Here is a 19673-nt window from a genome sequence, read left to right as displayed (position 1 = left end):
TGCTGGGGGCCCGGCCGAACTCGTCCCGGTCGGCGGCCCCCGCCCGCGGCCGCAGCCCGGTGCCGGCACACGGGGCTCCGCCGCAGGTGAACGGGGGTTCGACCGGCCGCCGGCCGGGGTGGCGGCGGTGGGCGCGCTCGGGGCGGCGGACGACGGGGGCGGCGTGGGCGACTTGACTTATACCCCCCGGGGGTATTCGATGGGGCCTGTCGGGGACGGACGCCCCGACGCACGTACGCCGAGCGCGAGGAGATCCGCGATGAGCACCGCCACCCCCGGGACCGGTATCGAGGCCACCTACACCGTCGATGGCATGACCTGCGCACACTGCGTCAACGCGGTGACCAGCGAGGTCAGCGCGTTGGACGGGGTGCGCGAGGTCGAGGTCGACCTGGCCGGCGGCCTGGTGCGGGTCCGCAGCGAGCAGCCGCTGGCCGAGGCCGCGGTGGCCGGGGCGGTCGAGGAGGCCGGCTACCAGCTGGTACCGACCGTCCCGCCGGCGCAGGGCGAGTCCGGCGGCTGCTGCGGTGGCGGCGGCTGCCACTGAGCCGGCGCCCACGCCGGGCGGCCACCGCGCCGCTCGGCCGCCGGCGCCCGGCGCCCGTCGGCCGGGCCCGGCCACGACCGAACAGCACACAGCCCAGCACCAGGAGCAGGGAGCAGCGATGAACACCGCGACCAGGGTCGGCGCCTTCGGTGCCGTCGTCGCCCTCGCCTTCGGCACGGCGTTCGGCGTGGGGGCGTTGGTCGGGCCGGTCGGCGCCGAGCCGGCCGCCGCCCACGGCGGGCCGGGCGGCCACGGCGCGGACGACGACCCCCAGGACAGCGACACCAGCGACACCAGCGACACCAGCAACCACGGCGACCACGGCGACAGCGGCGGCCACACCGGCAGCGGCGGCGACAACGGCGCGAACGGCGCCGACGACGGGCACGGCCACCACGGCGTCGAGGAAAGCGCCGCCGAGACCGTCACCCCGGGCGGCCTCCAGGTCGCGGAGCGCGGCTACACGCTGCTGCCGCCCACCGAGCCCCTGCCCGCCGGGGAGCGGACCGAGCTGGCCTTCCGGATCGCCGGGCCGGACGGCGGGCCGCTGACCGCGTACCAGGTCAGCCACGAGAAGGAGTTGCACCTGATCGTGGTCCGCCGGGACCTGACCGGCTTCCAGCACCTGCACCCGGAGCTGGCCGAGGACGGCACCTGGACGGTGCCGATCACCCTGCCGGCGGCCGGCGGGTACCGGATGTTCGCCGACTTCCTGCCGGCGGGCGAGGAGACCGGCCTCACCCTGGGCGCCGACCTGTCGGTGGCCGGGGAGTACGCGCCGGAGCCGCTGCCGGAGCCGGCCGCGACCGCCACCGTGGACGACTACACCGTCGAACTGACGGCGGCCGACGGCGCGGTGCGGGCCGGCGCGGCGACGGAGCTGACGCTGACCGTGCGGCGGGACGGGGAGCCGGTCACCGATCTGGAGCCCTATCTGGGCGCCTATGGCCACCTGGTGGCGTTGCGCGCCGGTGACCTGGGCTATCTCCATGTGCACCCGCAGGGCGAGCCGGGCGACGGGGTCACCGCGGCCGGCCCGGAGATCACCTTCCACACCACGATGCCCAGCGCGGGAACATACCGGCTCTATCTGGACTTCCAGCACGAGGGCGAGGTCCGCACCGCGGAGTTCACCGTACGGGCGGGAGCGGCGGCGGAGACCGGGGCGGACGACCCCGGTGCGCACGCGGGCGACGGCCACCAGCACTGAGGCCGGGCCGCGGGCACGGTTCGCGAGGAGAGAGACGATGAGCAGCACCGACACCAGCACACCCGACACCGCGACCGGCCAGGTGGAACTGGCCATCGGGGGCATGACCTGCGCCTCCTGCGCCAACCGGGTCGAGCGCAAGCTCAACAGGATGCCCGGCGTGACCGCGACGGTGAACTACGCCACGGAGAAGGCGAAGGTCAGCTTCCCCGATGAGGTCACGGTCGCCGAGCTGATCGCCCAGGTCGAGGCGACCGGTTACACCGCCGAGCCGCCCCCGCCACCCCCCGATCCCGCCGCGGCGGACCGGCCGGCCGGGGTGGACGACGCGGACGCGGCGGAGGACCGGCGGCTGCGGTCCCTGCGGGAGCGGCTGCTGGTCTCCACGGTGCTGTCGGTGCCGGTGATCGCGCTGGCGATGGTGCCGGCCTGGCAGTTCACCTACTGGCAGTGGATCTCGCTGGCGCTGGCCTGGCCGGTGGTGGTCTGGGGGGCCTGGCCGTTCCACCGGGCGGCCTGGACCAACCTGCGGCACGGCGCCTCGACCATGGACACCCTGGTCTCGCTGGGCACCCTGGCCGCGCTGGGCTGGTCGGTGTACGCGCTGGTGTGGGGCACGGCGGGCGAGCCGGGGATGACCCACCCGTTCCGGTTCACCATCGAACGCACCGACGGCAGCGCCAACATGTACCTGGAGGCGGCGGCCGGCGTCACCACCTTCATCCTCGCCGGGCGGTACTTCGAGGCGCGCGCCAAGCGCCGCTCGGGCGCCGCGCTGCGGGCCCTGCTGGAGCTGGGCGCGCGGGACGTGGGGGTGCTGCGGAACGGCCGGGAGGAGCGCGTCGCGGTCGAGGAACTGGTGGTCGGCGACACCTTCGTGGTCCGGCCGGGCGAGAAGATCGCCACCGACGGCGAGGTGGTGGAGGGCTCGTCGGCGGTGGACGCCTCGATGCTCACCGGCGAGTCGGTGCCGGTCGAGGTGGGCGTCGGCGACCCGGTCACGGGGGCGACGATCAACGCCGGCGGCCGACTGGTGGTGCGCGCGACCCGGGTCGGCGCCGACACCCAACTGGCCCGGATGGCACGGCTGGTGGAGGACGCGCAGAACGGCAAGGCGCGGGTGCAGCGGCTGGCGGACCGGATCTCCGGGGTGTTCGTGCCACTGGTGATCCTGCTGGCGGCTGGCACCCTGGGCTTCTGGTGGGGCACCGGCGACGGGCTGTCGGCGGCGTTCACCGCGGCGGTCGCGGTGTTGATCATCGCCTGCCCGTGCGCGCTGGGCCTGGCCACGCCGACCGCGCTGCTGGTCGGCACCGGGCGCGGCGCCCAGCTGGGCGTGTTGATCAAGGGTCCTGAGGTGCTGGAGTCGACCCGCCGGGTGGACACGGTGGTGCTGGACAAGACCGGCACGGTCACCGAGGGCCGGATGACGCTGCTGGCGGTGCGCACCGCGGACGGCGTGGCCGAGGACGAGGTGCTGCGGCTGGCGGGCGCCCTGGAGAACGCGTCGGAGCACCCGATCGCCCGGGCGGTCGCCCAGGCGGCGGCCGAGCGGACGGGGCCGCCCCCGACGCCCGAGCGGTTCGACAACGTGCCGGGGCTCGGGGTGCGGGGCCAGGTCGAGGGGCACGCGGTGCTGGTCGGCCGGGAGCGGCTGCTGACCGCGGCGGGTCTCGCGCTGCCGCCGGAGCTGGCCGGGGCGCTGACCGAGGCGGCCGAACGGGGCCGCACCGCGGTGGTGGTGGCCTGGGACGGCGCGGCGCGCGGGGTGTTGGAGGTGGCGGACGCGATCAAGCCCAGCTCGGCCGAGGCGATCGTCCGGCTGCGGAAGTTGGGGTTGACCCCGATGCTGCTGACCGGGGACAACGAGCGGGTGGCGGCGTCGGTGGCGCGGGCGGTGGGCATCGAGGCCGACCAGGTGATCGCCGAGGTGCTGCCCACCGAGAAGGCCGCGGTGATCGACCGGCTGAAGGCGGAGGGCCGGGTGGTGGCGATGGTCGGGGACGGCGTCAACGACGCGGCCGCGCTGGCCACCGCCGACCTGGGGCTGGCGATGGGCACCGGCACCGACGTGGCGATCGAGGCCGCCGACCTGACGCTGGTCAGCGGCGACCTGCGGGCGGCCGGGGACGCGATCCGACTCTCCCGGCGGACGCTCGCCACGATCCGGGGGAACCTGTTCTGGGCGTTCGCCTACAACGTGGCGGCGCTGCCGCTGGCCGCGGCCGGGTTGCTGAACCCGATGCTGGCGGGGGCGGCGATGGCGTTCTCCTCGGTCTTCGTGGTCAGCAACAGCCTCCGGCTGCGCGGCTTCCAGGCCAGCAGGACGGCGGCGCCGGCGGTGGCCACGGGCGGCTCGGTGACCGCGGGCGGTTGAGGTCGGACGCCGAGGCGGGGCGGCGGTGGGCGGCGGTCGTGGTGGCACGGCCGCCGCCTCCGGCGTTCCGGTCCGGCGGCCCCGCGCGGTGACGGCCCCGGGGCCGGCCGGTCAGTTGGTGCGGCGGGAGACCAGGTCGCAGAGCGCGTACAGCGCCCCGACGGCCGGTCCTGGCGGCAGCGTGGTCAGCACCCGGCGGGCCCGGTCCAGCCGTTGTTCCAGCACCTCCTGGGCGAGCGGGACGGCCGGCGAGGCGCTCAACAGGGCCAGCGCGCGGGCGTGTTCCGGGGAGCCGGGCACCGGCCCCGCGGTCAGCAGGCCGCGCAGCTCGGCGTTGGCCTGGCTGGTGTCGCGCAGCGCCAGCAGCACCGGCAGGCTGACCACGCCGCTGGCGATGTCCTGCCCCTGCTGCTTGCCGGAGTCCGACTGCGCCGAGGTCACGTCGATCAGGTCGTCGCCGATCTGGAAGGCGATGCCGAGCTGTTCGCCGTAGTCGCCCAGCCGCTCGCTCACCTCGGCCGGCACGTCGCCCTGGAGCGCGCCCAAGCGCAGCGCGGCGGAGATCAGCGCGGCCGACTTCCCGGCTATCACCTCCAGGTAGTAGGCGAGGGCGTCGTCGTCGGGGCCGGGCCCGAGCAGCTCCCTGAGCTGGCCGGCGACCAGCCGTTCGGCGGTCTGGGTGTGCAGGGCGAGCGAGCCGTCGTGCAGTTCGGCGGCGATCTGGCCGCCCCTGGCCAGCAGCCAGTCGCCGGAGTAGACGGCGACGGCGTTGCCGAAGCGGGCGTTGACGGTGGGCCGGCCCCGGCGGACGGTGGCCCGGTCCATCACGTCGTCGTGGTGCAGCGAGGCGACGTGGATCAGCTCGGCGAGGGCGGCGGCGCCGACCAGGTGGTCGGCGGGCGGGTCGCCGAACTCGCCGCCCAGCAGGGCCAGCAGCGGGCGCAGCCGCTTGCCGCCGGCCTCGACCAGGTGCCCGACGGCGCCCGTCACCCGGGGGTCGGACGCCTCGTTGACGCAGGCACGCAGCCTGGCCTCGGTGCGGTCCAGGCCGTCCCTGAGGCGGGCGGCCAGCGCCGCGTCGGATATCTCCAAGGTGCGGAGCAGACTCACGTATCCGACCTCGGGATACGGGAGCGCGTGATTCGGCATCCCCGTCCTCGTCCTTCTCGGTGCGCCACCGGCTGGAGGTGTGCCGGGGTGCCGGATGTCGGACCCCGCGCCGGAACCGGGCGATCCGGTGACCGGCTGGCCCCGGGTGACCACGGGTTGGCGCTGGCGGCGCGAAGCCCGGTGGCCAACGAAAGTGATCACTTCGGGACAGCGATCGACAACATCTGGCGAACCACGGCAGGTTGCTGACAGCTTGCCCGAGGTTTCGCTCACTGAAGCGATTGTGACGGGTAATGCGCCGCTCATCACACCGCGACCGCCGCCCGGCGGGCCGCCCGCACCAGACCTCGCGGGCCGCCACGCGGGCCCGTCAACCGGCCCGCCCCAGGACCCGCCCGTCGCGCCGGGTCAGCCGATCAGGCGGCGGCGCCAGTCCAGGCCCCGGACCACGATGGCCCGGTTCGGGTCGCCGTCCCACTCGGCCGTCAGGCCGGCCCGCCCGAACGCGGCCACCACCTGCCGGCCGACCCACTCCGTGTCGCCCACCCGGTCGGTGAACTGCCCGAAGTGCAACACCAACGCCCCGCCGGTGACCACCGAGTCGGTGCTCTGCTGGTGGAAGAAGACATAGCCCCGCGCGTCCGGCGCGCTCACCCCACCGATCTCGTGGATACCGCAGTTGCGGCAGCAGGCGAAGTTCTCCTCGGCCGTGATGCCCAGCCCCCGCAGCTCGGCGAAGACGTCCGTGACCCGCTCCGGGTCGGTCCGGTCCGTCCAGCCCGCCTGCTCCTCGACCCTGGCCACCCACAACGCGTCGGCCAGCGCCCGGGCCTGGGCCGGCGAGACCGGCCGTTCGTCGCCCCGGACCAGGTAGTCCACCGCGACCATGGCCAACCGGTCGCGGTCGGCGTAGCCGCCCCACAGCAGCCGCCGCAGCTCCTCGTGCAGCGCCTTCGCGTCCTCGGTGGACAGCTCCAACGGGGGCGGCGGCGCCGGGACGGGCAGCTCGACCGGCTCCCAACTCAGCCCGGCGGCCCACTCGGGCTCCCGGGCCGCCCAGCCGGCCAGCGCGTCGACCACCGGCCCGGGGGCGGCCAGCACCGTCCTGAAGTGTTCCGCCGGGCCGCCGTCGCGGTGTTCCAACTCGTAGGCCCCGCCGGCCTCGTGCCACACCTGGGCCATCTGCTGCGGCAGATCGGGCACGCGTTGCAGCACCAGGAAGTTGCCCTCCTGGTCACCGAGTCGGCCGACCAGGCGGGCCAGCGTCCGCACATCGGGCCGGACCACGCGCGTCCCGCGTTCGGTCCGGACGGTGATCTCCAACATGCGTCCACCCTGCCACCAAACCAGCGGCCGCAGGTCACCAACGTGTCCCAACCCGCCCCCACGGCCGGGACACCGCCACCAACCGCCCGAGGGGGCGGGTCCCTGGCCCGGGGTCAGGCCCGGCCCGGCCCCGGGCCACGGCGGGTCGGGGTCGGGGTCGGGGTCGTTGGAAGGTCAGAGCGTGCCCAGGTCGGAGCTGATCCAGCGTTCGGGGCGCAGCCGGATGACCACCTGTGGGCCGTGCTCGGCGAGGGCGACGGCGACATAGCCCTCGACCTTCTCCGGCGGCAGGTAGCGGGCGCTGACCTCCCGCAACTCGGCCTCGCCGCCCTCGGTGACCGAGGTGACCGGCCCCTCGACGGAGACATAGCGGATGGTGGGCACCAGCCGCTCCACCATGATGGTGAACCGGCCGGCCTCGGCGATCAGCCGGTGCTTGCGGGAGTCCTTGCCGGTCAGCACCCACAACTCGGCACCCGGCCGGTACTGGTACCAGACCGGGACGGTCAGCGGGGCGCGGTCCTCGCGGCCTGAGTGCACCGAGAGGGCGGCGATGTGCGGCTCGGCGAGGAACCGCTCGCGGTCCTCGGTCGACAGTGGCATCTCGTCTGTCCAATCCTCGCTTCAAGACGGTCGCAGACCGCTCCCCCGCAGATCGGCTGAGCGGCCGGGCGGCGGGGGCCGACCGCCCTGCCCCCCGTGGACACGGCGGGCGGCTCCACACCCGTGCGGCACCCGCAACAACCGGGCAGCATACGGGTGTTCCCAACCCGGCACCCGGTCACACCCGGACGGGAAAACGGGCACCGAGCCGGCGGACGCACCGCCGACCGACGCCCCGCGGCCCGGCGTCAGGTCGGGTCCGACGCCCGGCGCAAGCCTCCCACCCGGCACTGACAACGCGGCCCGCACGCGCGGCCGCGCTGCGGACCTCCCCCGGTCGTCGTAACCTCGATTCGTGCGACAAACCGGACGAATGCCCTGGTGTTCCCGTGCCGTCCCGGCCGGCCCGCTGGCCGGCCTCGTCGCCGGCGCGGCGGCCGGCGCGGCCGGCACCACCGCGCTGAACGCGGTCACCTACCTCGACATGGTGGTGCGCGGGCGCGGTGCCAGCGACACCCCCGAGGAGACCGTGGAACGGCTCTCCTCGACGACCCACCTCCCGGTGCCGGGCCGGGGCGAGGCGCGCGCCCACCGGGTCGCCGGCCTCGGCCCGCTGCTCGGGCTGGCCACCGGCATCGGCGTCGGGGCCGTGCTCGGCGTGGCCCGCGCGACCGGCCGGCGGCCCGGCCGGTCGGTCACCGCGGCGGCCGCCACGCTCGGCGCGCTGCTCGCCGCCAACGCGCCGATGGCGGCGCTGGGCGTCAGCGACCCGCGGACCTGGTCGGCCACGGACTGGCTCAGCGACCTGCTGCCGCACGCCGGCTACGGCGTGGTGACCGGGTGGACCCTGACCGCGCTCCTCCCCGACCGCTGACCCCGGGCGGGCCGGCGGACCCGGGGCGCGCCCTGGCCGGACCGGCCCGACCAACCCAACCGGGCCGGGTGCACGCGTCGCGGGGTTCCGGGTGTCAGTGCGGTGCACCAGAATGGCTGCTCCTGCTCGACAAAAGCTCCCGGAGGGGCCCTAATGGCACATGAGGTACGCGGTGTGATCGCACCGGGCAAGAACGAGCCCGTGCGGGTGGAGACCATCGTGGTCCCCGACCCGGGGCCGGGCGAGGCGCTGGTGCGGGTCCGCACCTGCGGGGTGTGCCACACCGACCTGCACTACAAGCAGGGTGGGATCAACGACGAGTTCCCGTTCCTGCTCGGCCACGAGGCCGCCGGCGTGGTGGAGTCGGTCGGCGAGGGCGTGACCGAGGTCGAGCCGGGCGACTTCGTGGTGCTCAACTGGCGCGCGGTGTGCGGCCAGTGTCGGGCCTGTCTGCGGGGCCGGCCGCAGTACTGTTTCGCCACCCACAACGCGAAGCAGCGGATGACGCTCACCGACGGCACCCCGCTGAGCCCGGCGTTGGGCATCGGCGCGTTCGCCGAGAAGACGCTGGTCGCCGCCGGCCAGTGCACCAAGGTCGACCCGGCGGCCTCGCCGGCCGCCGCCGGTCTGCTGGGCTGCGGCGTGATGGCCGGCATCGGCGCGGCGATCAACACCGGGCAGGTGGGCCGGGGGGACAGCGTCGCGGTGATCGGCTGCGGCGGGGTCGGCGGCGCCGCGATCATGGGCGCCCGGCTGGCCGGCGCGGCCAGGGTGATCGCGGTGGACATCGACGAGCGGAAGCTGGCCACCGCCCAGGGGCTGGGCGCCACCCACACGGTGCACTCCGGGCAGACCGATCCGGTGGCCGCGATCCGCGAGCTCACCGGCGGCTTCGGCGCGGACGTGGTGATCGAGGCGGTGGGCCGGCCGGAGACCTACGAGCAGGCGTTCTACGCCAGGGACCTGGCCGGCACGGTGGTGCTGGTCGGCGTGCCGACCCCGGAGATGCGGATCGAGCTGCCGCTGCTGGACGTCTTCGGTCGGGGCGGAGCGCTCAAGTCGTCCTGGTACGGGGACTGTCTGCCGTCCCGGGACTTCCCGATGCTGATCGATCTCTATCAGCAGGGCCGGTTGGATCTGGACGCGTTCGTCACCGAGACGATCGCCCTTGACCAGATCGAGGAGGCGTTCGACCGGATGCACACCGGCGAGGTGCTCCGCTCGGTGGTGGTCCTGTGAGCGCCGGCACCCAGGTGGAGCGGGTCGTCACCTCCGGCGTCTTCGAGTTGGACGGCGGCAGTTGGGCGGTGGACAACAACGTCTGGCTGGTCGGTGACGACGCCGAGGTGCTGGTGGTGGACGCGGCGCACGACGCCGAGGCGATCGCCGCGGCCGTCGGCGAGCGGACGGTGGTGGCCATCGTCGCCACCCACGCGCACAACGACCACGTGAACGCGGCGCCCGAGCTGGCGCGGCTGACCGGCGCGCCGGTGCTGCTGCACCCGGCCGACCTGCCGCTCTGGTCGGCGACCCACCCGGACCGCGCGCCGGACGGGGAGTTGGCCGACGGGCAGCGGCTCGCGGTGGGCTCGGTGGAGCTGACGGTGCTGCACACGCCGGGGCACGCGCCGGGCGCGGTCTGCCTCCACGCGCCGGCGCTGGGCACGGTGTTCACCGGGGACACCCTCTTCCAGGGCGGTCCGGGCGCCACGGGGCGTTCGTTCTCCGACTTCCCCACGATCGTCGACTCGATCCGGGACCGGCTGCTCACCCTGCCGCCGGCCACCGTGGTGCGCACGGGCCACGGGGACAGCACGACGATCGGTGAGGAGGCGCCGCACCTGCCGGAGTGGATCGCCCGGGGCCACTGAGCGGCCACCGGGCGGTGCACCGCCCGGGCGCGGCGCGGCCACGAACCGGACGCGGAACGGGCGGGAACCGGACGCGGCGCGGGCGTTGGCCGGACGCGGAACGGGCACGAACCGGAGGCGGAACGGGCGTTTGGCCGGACGGCGCGCCCGGCCTGGGCGCGGAACGGGCCGGGGGCGGGCCCCGGTGCCTGGCCCCGGTGCCTGGCCCCGGTGTGCGGGGCCGGGGCGCGGCGGTGGGGCGCGGCGGTGGGCCGCATAGGCTGGCCGGCCGGAAGCAGCGGCAGCGGGGGGAGCGCGCGATGGTCGAGCAGACGCCGGGCAGCGGTGGCGGCGCGGGGCAAGCGCGGCTGCCCGCCGCCTTCCTGGCCCACGCCGTGGCCACCGCGCCCCCCGGCGCGCCGGTCGTCGCCCTGGCGCTGGACCAGGCGCGGGCGCTGCCGCCCGGCCCGGAGCGCGGCCGGCTGCTGACCGCGCTGCTGACCGGCCCGTGCGCCGCCGAGGCGCCCGGCTGGCTGCTCGCCGCCGCGCTGTCCACCGACGAACTCCCGCCGCTGCGCGCCGCCCTGGACCATCCGGGCTGCCCGCCCGAGTGGCCGGCCGAGGTGGTCGCCCGCAGCGCGGACGAGCGGCTGGGCGCCCTCGGGCACGCCGGCGCGTCCGCCGCACTGCGCGCCGCCGTGGTCGCCGAGCTGCGCCGCCGGGTGCCGTCACCACCCCCGCCGGTCGACACGCGGTCCGCCGCCGAGCCCAACGCGGCCTGGCTGGCGCTGCGTTCCCCCGACCTGGCGGACGAGGTGTTCGCCGCGGCCGTCCGGTTGCTGCCCGGGCCGCCGGCGCAGCTGGCCGAGGGACAGCCGTTGGGCGCCTGGGTGGCCGGGCACCGGGCGGCGCTCACCGCCTGGCGCGCGCTGTGGCGGGAGGTGCTCACCACCCACCCCGAGCGGACCGCCGAGCTGTGGGCACTGGTCACCGACGAGCAGGCCAGGGCGGTGCTCGGCGAGACGCTGCTCGGCGCGCTGCCCCGGCAGGTGCCGGCCGGCCTGCTCGCCGAGTTGGCGACGGCGGACCTGGCCAGCGCCGCCGGCGCCGCGCTGACCAGCCGGGTCTGCCAGGCGCTGCACGCCGGCCGGTCCCCGGACGAGACGGCCGCGTCGTTCGCCGACGAGCTGGCCGCGCTGCCGCCGGCCGACCGCCGGCTTCCGCTGGCCTACCTCGGTGCCTTCGGCGGCACCCCGGACCGCGGTTTGGCCGCCGCCACCGACTGGGTGGCCCGGGCGCTCGCCGAACGCTGGCGACCGCTGCTCGCGGCGGCCGACGACGAGCCGGGCTGGCGCACCCCGCCGGCGACCAGGGCCGCGCTGCGGCGCCGGTTCGCCGAGGTGGCGCTGACCGCCCTTGAGCTGTGGCGGCCACGGCCGGGCTTCCCGCTCTGCCAGCCGGAGCAGCTGGCCTGGCTGACCGAGCTGACCCGGCTCCTGCCCGGCCAGCGTCACGAGTTCCGGGGCCGCGCCGGGGCCTTCCTGGCCGACGCGGAGCGCGGCCCGGCCCACCGGCGGCGCCGCCGGGGCGCCTATCCGGCGGCCGACGACCCGGCCTACGACCGGGCGTTGCACGAGCTGCGCAAGGGGCTCGGCCTGGGCTGGCGTGGCATCCCGGGCAATCCGCCGCTGACCGAGCTGGCCTACCAACCCGCGGCAATCCTGGACCGGTTCGGCGCCCCCGGGGTCGCGGACGAGCGGCTGGAGCGGCTGTTGCTGACGCACGCCGTGCGCGGCTACCCCAGCGGCCCGTCGGTGGCCGAGTTGCTCGCCCGCCACTCGGCGCCCGGTGCGGCGCTGCGCCGCCTCACCGAGCGGTCGGCGGAGCTGCTGGCCGACCACCCGGGTGCCGAACGCGTCTGGGTCGCACTGGTGTTGGCCAGCGAGCACCGGGAGCCGGCCACGCTGCGCGCGCTGCCGGCGGCGCTGGCCCTGGCCGCCCCGCCGGCCCCGGCGGACGGCGGCCCGAGCGTGCTCTCCCTGGTCACCGAGGCGTTCGCCGAACTCCCGGCGGCCTGGGCGCACTTGGCCACCGGCCAGGGCCGCGCCCGCGGCGCCCGCCGCACGCTCGGTGAGGCCCTCGACACGGCGCTCGCGGCGGCCCTGGCCACGGCGGCCACGCCCCGGCCACCGGCCTGACCGGACCCGGTGACCGCCGCCCGTTCCCGGTGGCTGAAAATGGGCGCGCGGCACGGTCGAGCGCGGAGGGCAAACGATGCGGGAGAAAACGCGAGCAACGGTCAGGGAGTTGGCCAGGGAGGTCGTCGCGGCGGAGCTGGCGGAGGGCGCGGCGGGCGCGATGCGCCAGGTCGCCGAGGAGGCCGCCCGGGACGCGGTGCGCGGCGGCAACGAGCGGCTGGTGGCCCAGCAGGTGCGGCGGCAGCTGGCGGACGACGGCGAGTTCCGCCCCCGGCTGCTGGCCGAGGCCGTCGAGACCGCCGCCCGGGCCAGCCAACGGGCGGTCGAGGCCAGCAAGCTGGACTTCATGGCCTTCGCCCGCGCCCGCGCCGAGCAGGTGTTCGCCGAGACCGCGCGGCCGGTGGTCGAGATCCACGCCGGCCAGCGCCCGCCCGTCTCGTTCACCGAGGTCAGCCACCGAGTGCTGCCCGACCTGCTGGTGGTGCTGGCGGCCCGCTGCCACGCGCTGCTGGTCGGGCCGGCCGGCACCGGGAAGTCGACGCTGGCCCAACAGGCGGCCTCGGCACTCGGGTTGGAGTTCCACGCGCTGTCGCTCGGGCCGACCACCCCGATGAGCAAGATATTCGGCTACTACGACGCGCACGGCACCTATCACGCCACCCCGTTCCGGCGGGCGTTCGAGCACGGCGGGTTGATGCTGCTCGACGAGTTGGACAGCGGCCACCCCGGCCTGCTCTCCGAGCTGAACCAGGCGCTCTCGCTCGGCGTCTGCGCCTTCGCCGACGACATGGTGACCGCCCATCCCGACTTCCGGGTCGTTGCGACGGCGAACACCTACGGCACGGGACCGGACCGCCAGTACACCGGCCGGCAGGCGTTGGACGCGGCCACCCTGGACCGCTTCACCCTGCTCGACGTGCCGGTCGACGAGCGGTTGGAGGAGCAGCTGACGTTGGCGCACGCCCCCACCGAGGCGGTGGCCGCCCGCGCCGTGCTGAAGAAGGTGCAGTGGCTGCGCTCGACGGCCGAGCGGAAGCGGCTGCCGGTGATGTTCTCGCCGCGCGCCAGCATCGAGTCGGCGAAGCTGCTGGAGGCCGGCGCCAGCCTGGAACAGGTCATGGAGTGGCGGGTGTTGCGCGGCGTCTCGGCCGCGCACCGGTCCGCGCTGGGCGAGGACGAGGGCAACAACGACGGGCCGCCGGCATGAGGCCGAAGACCGCGGTCGAGCTGCCGCCGATGTGGTCCTGGCAGGACTTCCTGGACCGGGCCGCCGCCCCGGCCACCGCCGACAACGCGCGGGCCCGCCAGGACCGCGACGGGTGGGCCGGCAGCGGGTTCCAGGAGTCGCTGCGGCTGGCCACCGACGGCTGGGCGCAGGCGCTGCCGGAGACCGATGTGAGCATCGCCGCCCTGCGGGAGCGCACCGGGCGGCGGGTGCGGACCACGGTGCTCGAACCGCGCTGGGACGTCACCGGCAGCGAGGTGGACGTCGGCGCCTTCCTCGCCGGCGTGCCGGAGTGCATGGTCGACGCCGTCCCGCAGCAGGTCACCACCCGGGGCCGGGTGGTGACGCTGCTGGTGCCCGCGGTGTGCGGGCACCAGGTTCCGACGGACCACATCCGGCACCGGGGTCTGGCGCTGGCCGCGTTCTGCTCGGCGATCGTGACGGCCGGGCACAGCGTCGAGGTCTGGTCCGGCTGGGGCACCAACCTGCCGGACGGCCGGATCGCGGCGGTGGCCCGGGTGGTCTCGCCGGCCGAGCCGCTCGACCTGGGCCGGCTGATCTTCGCCATGGCCCATCCGGCGATGCTCCGCCGGCTGTGGTTCGCGGTGTGGGAGACCGAACCGGAGCCGTTCGTCCGGCGGTTGCTGGACGCGAACTACGGGAGGTCGCCGTTCACCTGCTTCCCTGAGGACCTGCCGGAGAACGCGCGCGACGCCTATGTGCTGCCCGACCTGGACCAGGACGAGCAGCGGTGGGAGACGCTGGACTCCGCGTTGGCCTGGTGCCAGGAGGTCTTCACGGAGCTGGGGCTGATCCGCGCGGACTGAACACCCGCCACCGCCTCCGGCCGTCCTGAGGCGGTGGCGTGGGCACCGGCCCGGCCGGGGCTCGGCCGAGGGCTCAGGCTCAGGCTCAGCCGAAGGAGAGGTTCATGTCGGTCACGTACCAGCGTCCCTCCAGCTCGGCGGCCTCGACCTCGATGCCGATGTCGCCGGGTGCCACCCCCGTCGAGTTGGCGACGACGATGTCCTGGAGCGACTGGCCGTCCACGGTGATCTGGCCTCCGTCGAACGTCGCCGCCCCGCCCGACTCGGTGGCCCCCGCGGCCTCGACGACCGGCGCCTCGCCCAGGTCAGCCGGGGTGAACGACGGGCCGAGCGTGCTGACCCCCTGCTGCGCCGCCAGCGCCTCGGGGCCACCGCCCGCGCACTGGCCCGGGGTCGCGGCCACGGGCGTGCCGTCGGGGCCCTCGATCGTCATGACGAGGCAGGCGTCCGCCGGCTCGTCCGTGATGACCGCGGTGACCCAACTGGCCACCGCCGCTTCGGCGGTGGCCTGGCCACTCACCGCCTCGCCCGAGCCGGACTCGGACCCGGACTCGGACCCGGACTCGGAACCGGCCTCCGCGTCCGCCGAGGCGCCGTCCTCGGACGGGGCCTCGGACTCCGCCGTCGCGCCCGACTCCGTCTCGGCCTCGGACTCGTCCGAACACGCCGTCAGACCCAGCGCGACCGCCAGGGCGAGCCCGGCCACACCGGCGACCCGGCGCCGGACCACGGGCTTCGGGATGCTCATCTCTCAGGTACTCCCACGTTGTTGTCGATCCACTCCGTGCAGCCGGTACGGTACGCAACTCCGCGCGCGCCGGCGCACGCCGACCACGGAACGGCGCGCGCGGGCGGTCAGCCGCGGGGGCCGAGGAACAGGCCGCCGCTCGCGTCGATGACCTGGCCGGTGATCCAGCGGGCGGCGTCGGAGGCCAGGAAGGCGACCACCTCGGCGACGTCGTCGGCGCCGCCCAGGCGGTCCAACGCGGTCGCGGCGGCGATCCGTTCGGGCAGCCCGGGCACGTCGAAGGCGGCGCCGTTGGTGGCCGTCCTGGTGGCGCCGGGCGCGACGGCGTTCACCGTGATGCCGCGCGCGCCGAGCTGGTTGGCGAGGGTGCGGCTCATCGTCTCGACCGCGGCCTTCGTCATGGCGAAGGACGTCTGGGCCGGGTTGGCCATCCGGGTCGCCACCGAGGACAGGGAGATGACGCGGCCGCCGTCGGGCAGCAGGGGCAGCGCGCGTTCGATGATGAAGTACGGCGCGCGCACGTTCACCGCGAAGAGGCGGTCGAACTCCGCCCGGGTCGGCCCACCGAGCGGGCCGGCCGGCGGCGCCGCCGCGTTGTTGACCAGGATGTCGAGCGGACGGCCGGCCAGCCCGGCCTCGACGCCGGCGAAGAGCGTCTCGACGTCGCCGTCGACGCCCAACTCGGCCCGCACGGCGAGGGCGGTCCCGCCGGCCCGCACGATCCGGTCGACGGTCGCCGCCGCGCCGTTCTCGTCCGTGCCGAAGTGCACGACGACCAGCGCGCCCTCGGCCGCCAGCCGGACCGCGACCGCCTGTCCGATGCCCCGCGAGGCACCCGTCACCAGAGCCGTCCGGTCGATGAGTCCCGGCATGCCACCACCCCATTCATGTGAGTAACTAACATCGCGGTAGTATCTATCACATGAGCGAGCGGCAACCAACCCTGCGGGAACGCCAGCGGTCCGAGACCCGGCACGCGATCCAGGCCCACGCGGTCCGGCTGTTCACCGAACGCGGCTACGACGCGGTGCCGGTGACCGATGTCGCCGAGGCCGCCGGCGTCTCGGCGATGACCGTGTACCGGCACTTCCCCACCAAGGAGGACCTCGTCCTGGTGGACCAGCCCACCGGACTGATCGCGGAGCGGGTCGCCGCCTCGCCCACGACGTGGCCGGTGCCGCACCGCGTCGGCGGCGCGCTCGTGGCGGCGGCCACCGCGCTGACCGTCGGGGCCGAGGCGGCGGCCGACCGGCGCTTCCTGCTCGACTGCCTGCGGCTGATGGTCGCGACGCCCGCGCTGCGGGCCCGCCATCTGGAGCGCGAGTACGCGATGCAGCAGGCCGTCGTCGAGGCGCTCGGCATCGACCCGGCCGACGCGGAGGCCGCGTTCCCGGCCCGGGCGGCGGTCAGCGCCTGCCTGGCCGCGCTGCACACGGCGCTGACCCGCTGGGCCGAGGACGACGGCGGAACGGAACTGCCCGAACTGATCGCCCGCGCGCTCACCGCGTCCTTCGGCCCGGACGTCCTCCGGGCGGCCTGAGCCGGAGCACAGGACGCGGCCGGTCGGGAGCGCCGGGCAGCCCCACCGAGGACCACCGGACCACCGCCGGACCACCGCCGGACCACCTCATGCCGACAGCCGACGGCCGGTATCCGGCAGTCGGTATCGGGCAGTCGGTATCGGGCAGTCGGTATCGGGCAGCCGGCAGCCTTTCGAGACCGGCAGGGAGCCCTCGCCGCCTGAACCGGACCACGGGCAGCCGGAGTTCCGGATGCCGCCCGCCCTCGTCCGCGGCACGCGGCGCCGCCGCCGCGGGGCGCCGGCCGGCGGACGGGTGCGGCGCGCTCGGGGCCCCGGGTGGGCCGGTACCGGCCCACCCGCCGTGCCGACTACGCGTCGTCGAGGAAGAGTTCGCCGACGACCTCGCCGGCGAAGACCTCGCCGGTCGGGCGGAAGCCCATCCGCAGGTAGAACGGCTCGGGGCTGCCGGGACCGGTCTCCCACATCACCGTCACCCGGCGCTGCCCGCGCCGCCTGGCCTCGGCGAGCAGCTCGTCGACCGCGAACCTGCCGTAGCCGCGCCCCTGGAACTCGGCGCCCACGTTCAACCGCCAGACGCCGCACCGGAACAGGGATATCTCGTTCTCCGGGTCGAAGCCGCCCATCACGAACGCGACCAACTGGTCGCCGTCGTAGACCAGTCGCGGCCAGGCGGTGTCGGGTGAGGCGTACGCCTCGGCCAGCGAGTGCGCGACCGGCGCGACCAGGTGTTCCTGGTCGCGCCTGACCGCCAACCGACAGGCGGCGGACACGTTCTCCGGGGTGACCCGCGCCAACCGCGGGCTGGTAACCGTCATCGACCCACCTTAGGTACGAAGGCCGGTCAGGCGTTCCTCAACATGCTCCTGGTCACCGCGAAGTGGCCGCGCAGCAGGGCCCGTCCGGCCAGCAGGCCGAGGACGGCCGTGCCGGTGCCCACCAGCGCCGCCAGGTTGGCGTCGCCCTGGCCCTGGACCTGCACGAAGGCGTACCAGAAGGCGCCGTCCGCGTCGTGGATCGGCTCCCAGACGCCGGCGGCCAGCACCCAGCCGTAGGCGCCGTGCGCGAGCAGGCCGAACGGCAGCAGGGCGGTGACGCTGCCGGCGGTCATGTCGGTGAGCAGCCACCACAGTTGACGCCAGGTGCTCGGGTCGCGGAGCAGCACCAGGGTCCTGACCGGCGCCACGGTGCCCGGCGCCCAGTGCGCCCGCCGCGGCGCCGGCAGCGGCACCCCGCCCCAGCGGGCCACCAGGGACCGCCGCCAGTCGGCGAAGTGCCGCAGGGCGCCCAGCAGTACGGGGGTGGTGTAGAGGCCGATGCCGACCGGGATCAGCCCGATCGAGACCATGAGCAGGGAGAAGAGCGGCACCGAGACCAGCAGCGACACCAGCCCGAGGCCGAGCCCGCGCCAGGGCGCCTTCGCCGCCGCGACCAGCCACGCCTCCCGGCCGACCGGCCCGAGGCCGCCGTACGGGGCGGACCCGTCGTGCTGCCCGCCGTGCTGCCCGTACCGCCCGTGCTGGTCGGCGGGCTGGGCCGGGTCGTGCGTGGGGCGCGCCGCCGGTGCCCCGGTCGTCGGCCGCCCGCTCTCCGCATGCTCCAGAACCACGCTCATCTCGGTGCTCCCTTCCGCCGCGTCCGCGACGCGACCCCCGCCGGCGCCCCCGACGGCCGCCTCAGCTCGTGGTCACGATCCTTCCGTTGACGGCCCTCGGGTTCAGCCCGGTCACCCACCCAACCTGGGTGTACCCGGCACCACCCCCGCGCCCGGGCACCAGCCCCACCGCCGGCGGGGTGGTCAGCGCCGCGGGGTGGTGGCCCGCCAGCGCCGGTCGATCGCCCGGAACAGCGCCGGGTAGACGCCCAGGTGCCGGAACGGCCTGATGGCGGCCATGTACACCGCGCCGAACCGGCCGTTGCGCTTCACCAGCACCGCCATCTGACCTCGGTAGCCGCCCGCCCCGTCCGACACCCAGCCGACGTGCAGCACGGTGTGCACCGTCCGGTTGGCCAGTTCGGCGGCCCACTCGTTCGGCAGTTGGTAGACGGAGGTGAACGGCACCGACCGGAAGTCGGGGCCCCGGGGGGCCGCGCGCAGGTCCGCCGGCAGCCGCTCGCGCAGCGAACTGACCCGGCCGTCGAGCCCGCTGCCCGGCCGGTCCCAGCCGAACCACCGGCCGAGCCGCCAGCGGATCGCGAACAGCGCGCGGTAGACGGGCGAGGTGATGCCCGGCTCAGGTGCCGCGCCGGGCTCCACCGCCGCGGCTTCGCCCGGCCGCTCGGCCGGCTCCTTCCCGCCGTTGGCCATCAGGGTGACCAGGTGGTGCAGGTCGTCCGGCCCACCCGGGGTCGGCAGCGCCCACACGTCGTCGACGCGGAAGTCGCCGGCGATCTCGTGGACCCGCCAGGGGAGGGAGGTGTGGGCGGCATTGGGCAGTCTCATGCTCGGCCCCCTGTTCTATACGATGCCGTACAGACCAGCCTAGCGCCAGTTATACGGGTGCGTATAGATGGGGCGCGTGGGGAACAGAGGGGAGCACGTCATGGCCAACGCCCGTACGCCGCGCGGCCGGTGGGTCGAGGAAGGGTTGCGGGCCCTGGCCGCCGGCGGCCCGGAGGCCGTCCGGATCGAGCCGCTCGCCCAGTCCCTCGGCGTCACCAAGGGCGGCTTCTACGGCTACTTCAGGAACCGGGACGCCCTGCTCACCGAGCTGCTCGACACCTGGGAACGCGAGGTCACCGAGTCGGTGATCGAGGCGGTCGAACGGGACGGCGGCGACGCCAGGAGCAAGCTGGACCGGCTGTTCACGCTGGTCGCCGCGCTCGGCGACGGGCTGGCCACGGGCACCGCCCTCGACCTCGCGATCCGCGACTGGGCTCGCCGCGACCCGGCCGTCGCGGCCCGGCTGCGCCGCGTGGACAACCGGCAGATGGCCTACCTGCGCGCGCAGTTCAGCCAGTTCTGCGCGGACGACGAGGACGTCGAGGTGCGCTGCCTGCTCACCTTCTCGGTGCGGATCGGCAACCACTGCGTGGCCGCCGACCACGGCCCCCGCAGCCGCGCCGAGGTGCTGGAACTGACCCGGGCGTGGCTACTCCGCTAGGTCGGTCCCTCCCGGCCGGCTCGGCCGACCCAGCCCACGCGGCCGGCTCGACCCACCCACCGAACAGCCGTGGCGCCGCCGCCTGTTCGCCGGCGAGGTGTGCGTGGCGGCCGGCGCCGGCCGCCACGCACACC

At 75.6% G+C, this 19673-nt stretch carries 19 protein-coding genes; 11 read left to right on the top strand and 8 right to left on the bottom strand.

All coding sequences use genetic code 11. The features are described 5' to 3' along the window. The first annotated feature begins 259 nt into the window (after positions 1-259). The 3 genes from RM844_RS29925 to RM844_RS29915 all read left to right on the top strand — a co-directional run bounded on the left by RM844_RS29925 (position 260) and on the right by RM844_RS29915 (position 4134). Positions 260-547 carry a heavy-metal-associated domain-containing protein gene (locus RM844_RS29925; RefSeq protein ID WP_311670565.1) on the top strand — a complete coding sequence of 96 codons (288 nt, stop codon included), beginning with the start codon at positions 260-262 and terminating at the stop codon, positions 545-547. Between the two features lie 118 nt (positions 548-665). Further along, positions 666-1757: a hypothetical protein gene (locus RM844_RS29920; RefSeq protein WP_311670564.1), complete on the top strand. Its 1092-nt coding sequence runs from the start codon at positions 666-668 to the stop codon at positions 1755-1757. 37 nt (positions 1758-1794) lie between these two features. Beyond that, the gene (locus RM844_RS29915) at positions 1795-4134 is read left to right on the top strand and encodes a heavy metal translocating P-type ATPase (RefSeq protein ID WP_311670563.1); all 2340 of its coding nucleotides are present in this window, start codon (positions 1795-1797) and stop codon (positions 4132-4134) included. 111 nt (positions 4135-4245) lie between these two features. On the opposite strand, the gene RM844_RS29910 is transcribed toward RM844_RS29915, so the two are convergent. From RM844_RS29910 to RM844_RS29900, 3 genes are all read right to left on the bottom strand, one after another. Further along, the gene (locus RM844_RS29910) at positions 4246-5283 is read right to left on the bottom strand and encodes a polyprenyl synthetase family protein (protein ID WP_311670562.1); all 1038 of its coding nucleotides are present in this window, start codon (positions 5281-5283) and stop codon (positions 4246-4248) included. A 369-nt stretch (positions 5284-5652) separates the two neighbouring features. Further along, the gene (locus tag RM844_RS29905) at positions 5653-6570 is read right to left on the bottom strand and encodes a DUF6891 domain-containing protein (RefSeq protein ID WP_311670561.1); all 918 of its coding nucleotides are present in this window, start codon (positions 6568-6570) and stop codon (positions 5653-5655) included. Between the two features lie 174 nt (positions 6571-6744). Then, positions 6745-7173, bottom strand: a complete 429-nt coding sequence (locus tag RM844_RS29900; RefSeq protein WP_311670560.1) for a pyridoxamine 5'-phosphate oxidase family protein — start codon at positions 7171-7173, stop codon at positions 6745-6747. Between the two features lie 355 nt (positions 7174-7528). Between RM844_RS29900 and RM844_RS29895 the strand changes: the two genes are divergently transcribed. The 6 genes from RM844_RS29895 (at position 7529) to RM844_RS29870 (ending at position 14147) form a co-directional block, all read left to right on the top strand. Then, on the top strand, positions 7529-8047 hold the full coding sequence (locus RM844_RS29895) for a hypothetical protein (protein WP_311670559.1): 519 nt from the start codon (positions 7529-7531) through the stop codon (positions 8045-8047). A 153-nt stretch (positions 8048-8200) separates the two neighbouring features. After that, on the top strand, positions 8201-9286 hold the full coding sequence (locus tag RM844_RS29890; protein ID WP_311670558.1) for an S-(hydroxymethyl)mycothiol dehydrogenase: 1086 nt from the start codon (positions 8201-8203) through the stop codon (positions 9284-9286). Beyond that, on the top strand, positions 9283-9918 hold the full coding sequence (locus RM844_RS29885; protein WP_311670557.1) for an MBL fold metallo-hydrolase: 636 nt from the start codon (positions 9283-9285) through the stop codon (positions 9916-9918). Before RM844_RS29890 ends, RM844_RS29885 begins: the two co-directional genes overlap by 4 nt. A 299-nt stretch (positions 9919-10217) precedes the next feature. After that, on the top strand, positions 10218-12095 hold the full coding sequence (locus tag RM844_RS29880) for a hypothetical protein (protein WP_311670556.1): 1878 nt from the start codon (positions 10218-10220) through the stop codon (positions 12093-12095). Positions 12096-12171: 76 nt separating this feature from the next. Further along, positions 12172-13302 carry an AAA family ATPase gene (locus RM844_RS29875; protein WP_311670555.1) on the top strand — a complete coding sequence of 377 codons (1131 nt, stop codon included), beginning with the start codon at positions 12172-12174 and terminating at the stop codon, positions 13300-13302. After that, a complete protein-coding gene (locus tag RM844_RS29870) occupies positions 13299-14147 on the top strand; it encodes a DUF7192 family protein (protein ID WP_311670554.1) in 849 nt (282 codons plus the stop codon). The genes RM844_RS29875 and RM844_RS29870 overlap by 4 nt, the downstream gene beginning before the upstream one ends. 85 nt (positions 14148-14232) lie before the next feature. Here the strand turns inward: RM844_RS29870 and RM844_RS29865 are convergent, their stop codons facing one another. Beyond that, on the bottom strand, positions 14233-14895 hold the full coding sequence (locus tag RM844_RS29865; protein WP_311670553.1) for a hypothetical protein: 663 nt from the start codon (positions 14893-14895) through the stop codon (positions 14233-14235). A 107-nt stretch (positions 14896-15002) separates the two neighbouring features. Continuing rightward, a complete protein-coding gene (locus tag RM844_RS29860; RefSeq protein WP_311670552.1) occupies positions 15003-15767 on the bottom strand; it encodes an SDR family oxidoreductase in 765 nt (254 codons plus the stop codon). A gap of 50 nt (positions 15768-15817) precedes the next feature. Here RM844_RS29860 and RM844_RS29855 point away from each other — a divergent pair, with 50 nt between their 5' ends. Continuing rightward, positions 15818-16435 carry a TetR/AcrR family transcriptional regulator gene (locus tag RM844_RS29855; RefSeq protein WP_311670551.1) on the top strand — a complete coding sequence of 206 codons (618 nt, stop codon included), beginning with the start codon at positions 15818-15820 and terminating at the stop codon, positions 16433-16435. Positions 16436-16785: 350 nt separating this feature from the next. Here the strand turns inward: RM844_RS29855 and RM844_RS29850 are convergent, their stop codons facing one another. From RM844_RS29850 to RM844_RS29840, 3 genes are all read right to left on the bottom strand, one after another. Continuing rightward, positions 16786-17253, bottom strand: coding sequence for a GNAT family N-acetyltransferase (locus RM844_RS29850; protein WP_311670550.1), 468 nt, complete (start codon positions 17251-17253; stop codon positions 16786-16788). A gap of 26 nt (positions 17254-17279) precedes the next feature. Further along, complete coding sequence (locus tag RM844_RS29845) at positions 17280-18050, bottom strand: sensor domain-containing protein (RefSeq protein WP_311670549.1); 771 nt, start codon at positions 18048-18050, stop codon at positions 17280-17282. 183 nt (positions 18051-18233) lie between these two features. Further along, positions 18234-18878 carry a DUF2867 domain-containing protein gene (locus RM844_RS29840; RefSeq protein ID WP_311670548.1) on the bottom strand — a complete coding sequence of 215 codons (645 nt, stop codon included), beginning with the start codon at positions 18876-18878 and terminating at the stop codon, positions 18234-18236. Positions 18879-18978: 100 nt separating this feature from the next. On the opposite strand from RM844_RS29840, the gene RM844_RS29835 reads away from it, so the two are divergent. After that, positions 18979-19539, top strand: coding sequence for a TetR/AcrR family transcriptional regulator (locus RM844_RS29835; RefSeq protein ID WP_311670547.1), 561 nt, complete (start codon positions 18979-18981; stop codon positions 19537-19539). Positions 19540-19673 lie beyond the last annotated feature (134 nt).

The organism is Streptomyces chisholmiae, assembly GCF_031845445.1.
In the GTDB taxonomy this organism is placed as follows: domain Bacteria; phylum Actinomycetota; class Actinomycetes; order Streptomycetales; family Streptomycetaceae; genus Streptomyces; species Streptomyces chisholmiae.
The sequence above is the reverse complement of the archived record's forward strand: the minus strand, read 5'-3'. Positions and strand labels throughout refer to the sequence as shown.

What these genes read in the sequence shown, in the direction of transcription:
- RM844_RS29850 (WP_311670550.1), bottom strand. Translation starts at nt 17,253, where the DNA reads ATGACGGTTACCAGCCCGCGGTTGGCGCGGGTCACCCCGGAGAACGTG.
- RM844_RS29920 (WP_311670564.1), top strand. Translation starts at nt 666, where the DNA reads ATGAACACCGCGACCAGGGTCGGCGCCTTCGGTGCCGTCGTCGCCCTC.
- RM844_RS29925 (WP_311670565.1), top strand. Translation starts at nt 260, where the DNA reads ATGAGCACCGCCACCCCCGGGACCGGTATCGAGGCCACCTACACCGTC.
- RM844_RS29865 (WP_311670553.1), bottom strand. Translation starts at nt 14,895, where the DNA reads ATGAGCATCCCGAAGCCCGTGGTCCGGCGCCGGGTCGCCGGTGTGGCC.
- RM844_RS29890 (WP_311670558.1), top strand. Translation starts at nt 8,201, where the DNA reads ATGGCACATGAGGTACGCGGTGTGATCGCACCGGGCAAGAACGAGCCC.
- RM844_RS29855 (WP_311670551.1), top strand. Translation starts at nt 15,818, where the DNA reads ATGAGCGAGCGGCAACCAACCCTGCGGGAACGCCAGCGGTCCGAGACC.
- RM844_RS29910 (WP_311670562.1), bottom strand. Translation starts at nt 5,283, where the DNA reads ATGCCGAATCACGCGCTCCCGTATCCCGAGGTCGGATACGTGAGTCTG.
- RM844_RS29870 (WP_311670554.1), top strand. Translation starts at nt 13,299, where the DNA reads ATGAGGCCGAAGACCGCGGTCGAGCTGCCGCCGATGTGGTCCTGGCAG.
- RM844_RS29845 (WP_311670549.1), bottom strand. Translation starts at nt 18,050, where the DNA reads ATGAGCGTGGTTCTGGAGCATGCGGAGAGCGGGCGGCCGACGACCGGG.
- RM844_RS29915 (WP_311670563.1), top strand. Translation starts at nt 1,795, where the DNA reads ATGAGCAGCACCGACACCAGCACACCCGACACCGCGACCGGCCAGGTG.
- RM844_RS29835 (WP_311670547.1), top strand. Translation starts at nt 18,979, where the DNA reads ATGGCCAACGCCCGTACGCCGCGCGGCCGGTGGGTCGAGGAAGGGTTG.
- RM844_RS29900 (WP_311670560.1), bottom strand. Translation starts at nt 7,173, where the DNA reads ATGCCACTGTCGACCGAGGACCGCGAGCGGTTCCTCGCCGAGCCGCAC.
- RM844_RS29880 (WP_311670556.1), top strand. Translation starts at nt 10,218, where the DNA reads ATGGTCGAGCAGACGCCGGGCAGCGGTGGCGGCGCGGGGCAAGCGCGG.
- RM844_RS29905 (WP_311670561.1), bottom strand. Translation starts at nt 6,570, where the DNA reads ATGTTGGAGATCACCGTCCGGACCGAACGCGGGACGCGCGTGGTCCGG.
- RM844_RS29875 (WP_311670555.1), top strand. Translation starts at nt 12,172, where the DNA reads ATGCGGGAGAAAACGCGAGCAACGGTCAGGGAGTTGGCCAGGGAGGTC.
- RM844_RS29860 (WP_311670552.1), bottom strand. Translation starts at nt 15,767, where the DNA reads ATGCCGGGACTCATCGACCGGACGGCTCTGGTGACGGGTGCCTCGCGG.
- RM844_RS29840 (WP_311670548.1), bottom strand. Translation starts at nt 18,878, where the DNA reads ATGAGACTGCCCAATGCCGCCCACACCTCCCTCCCCTGGCGGGTCCAC.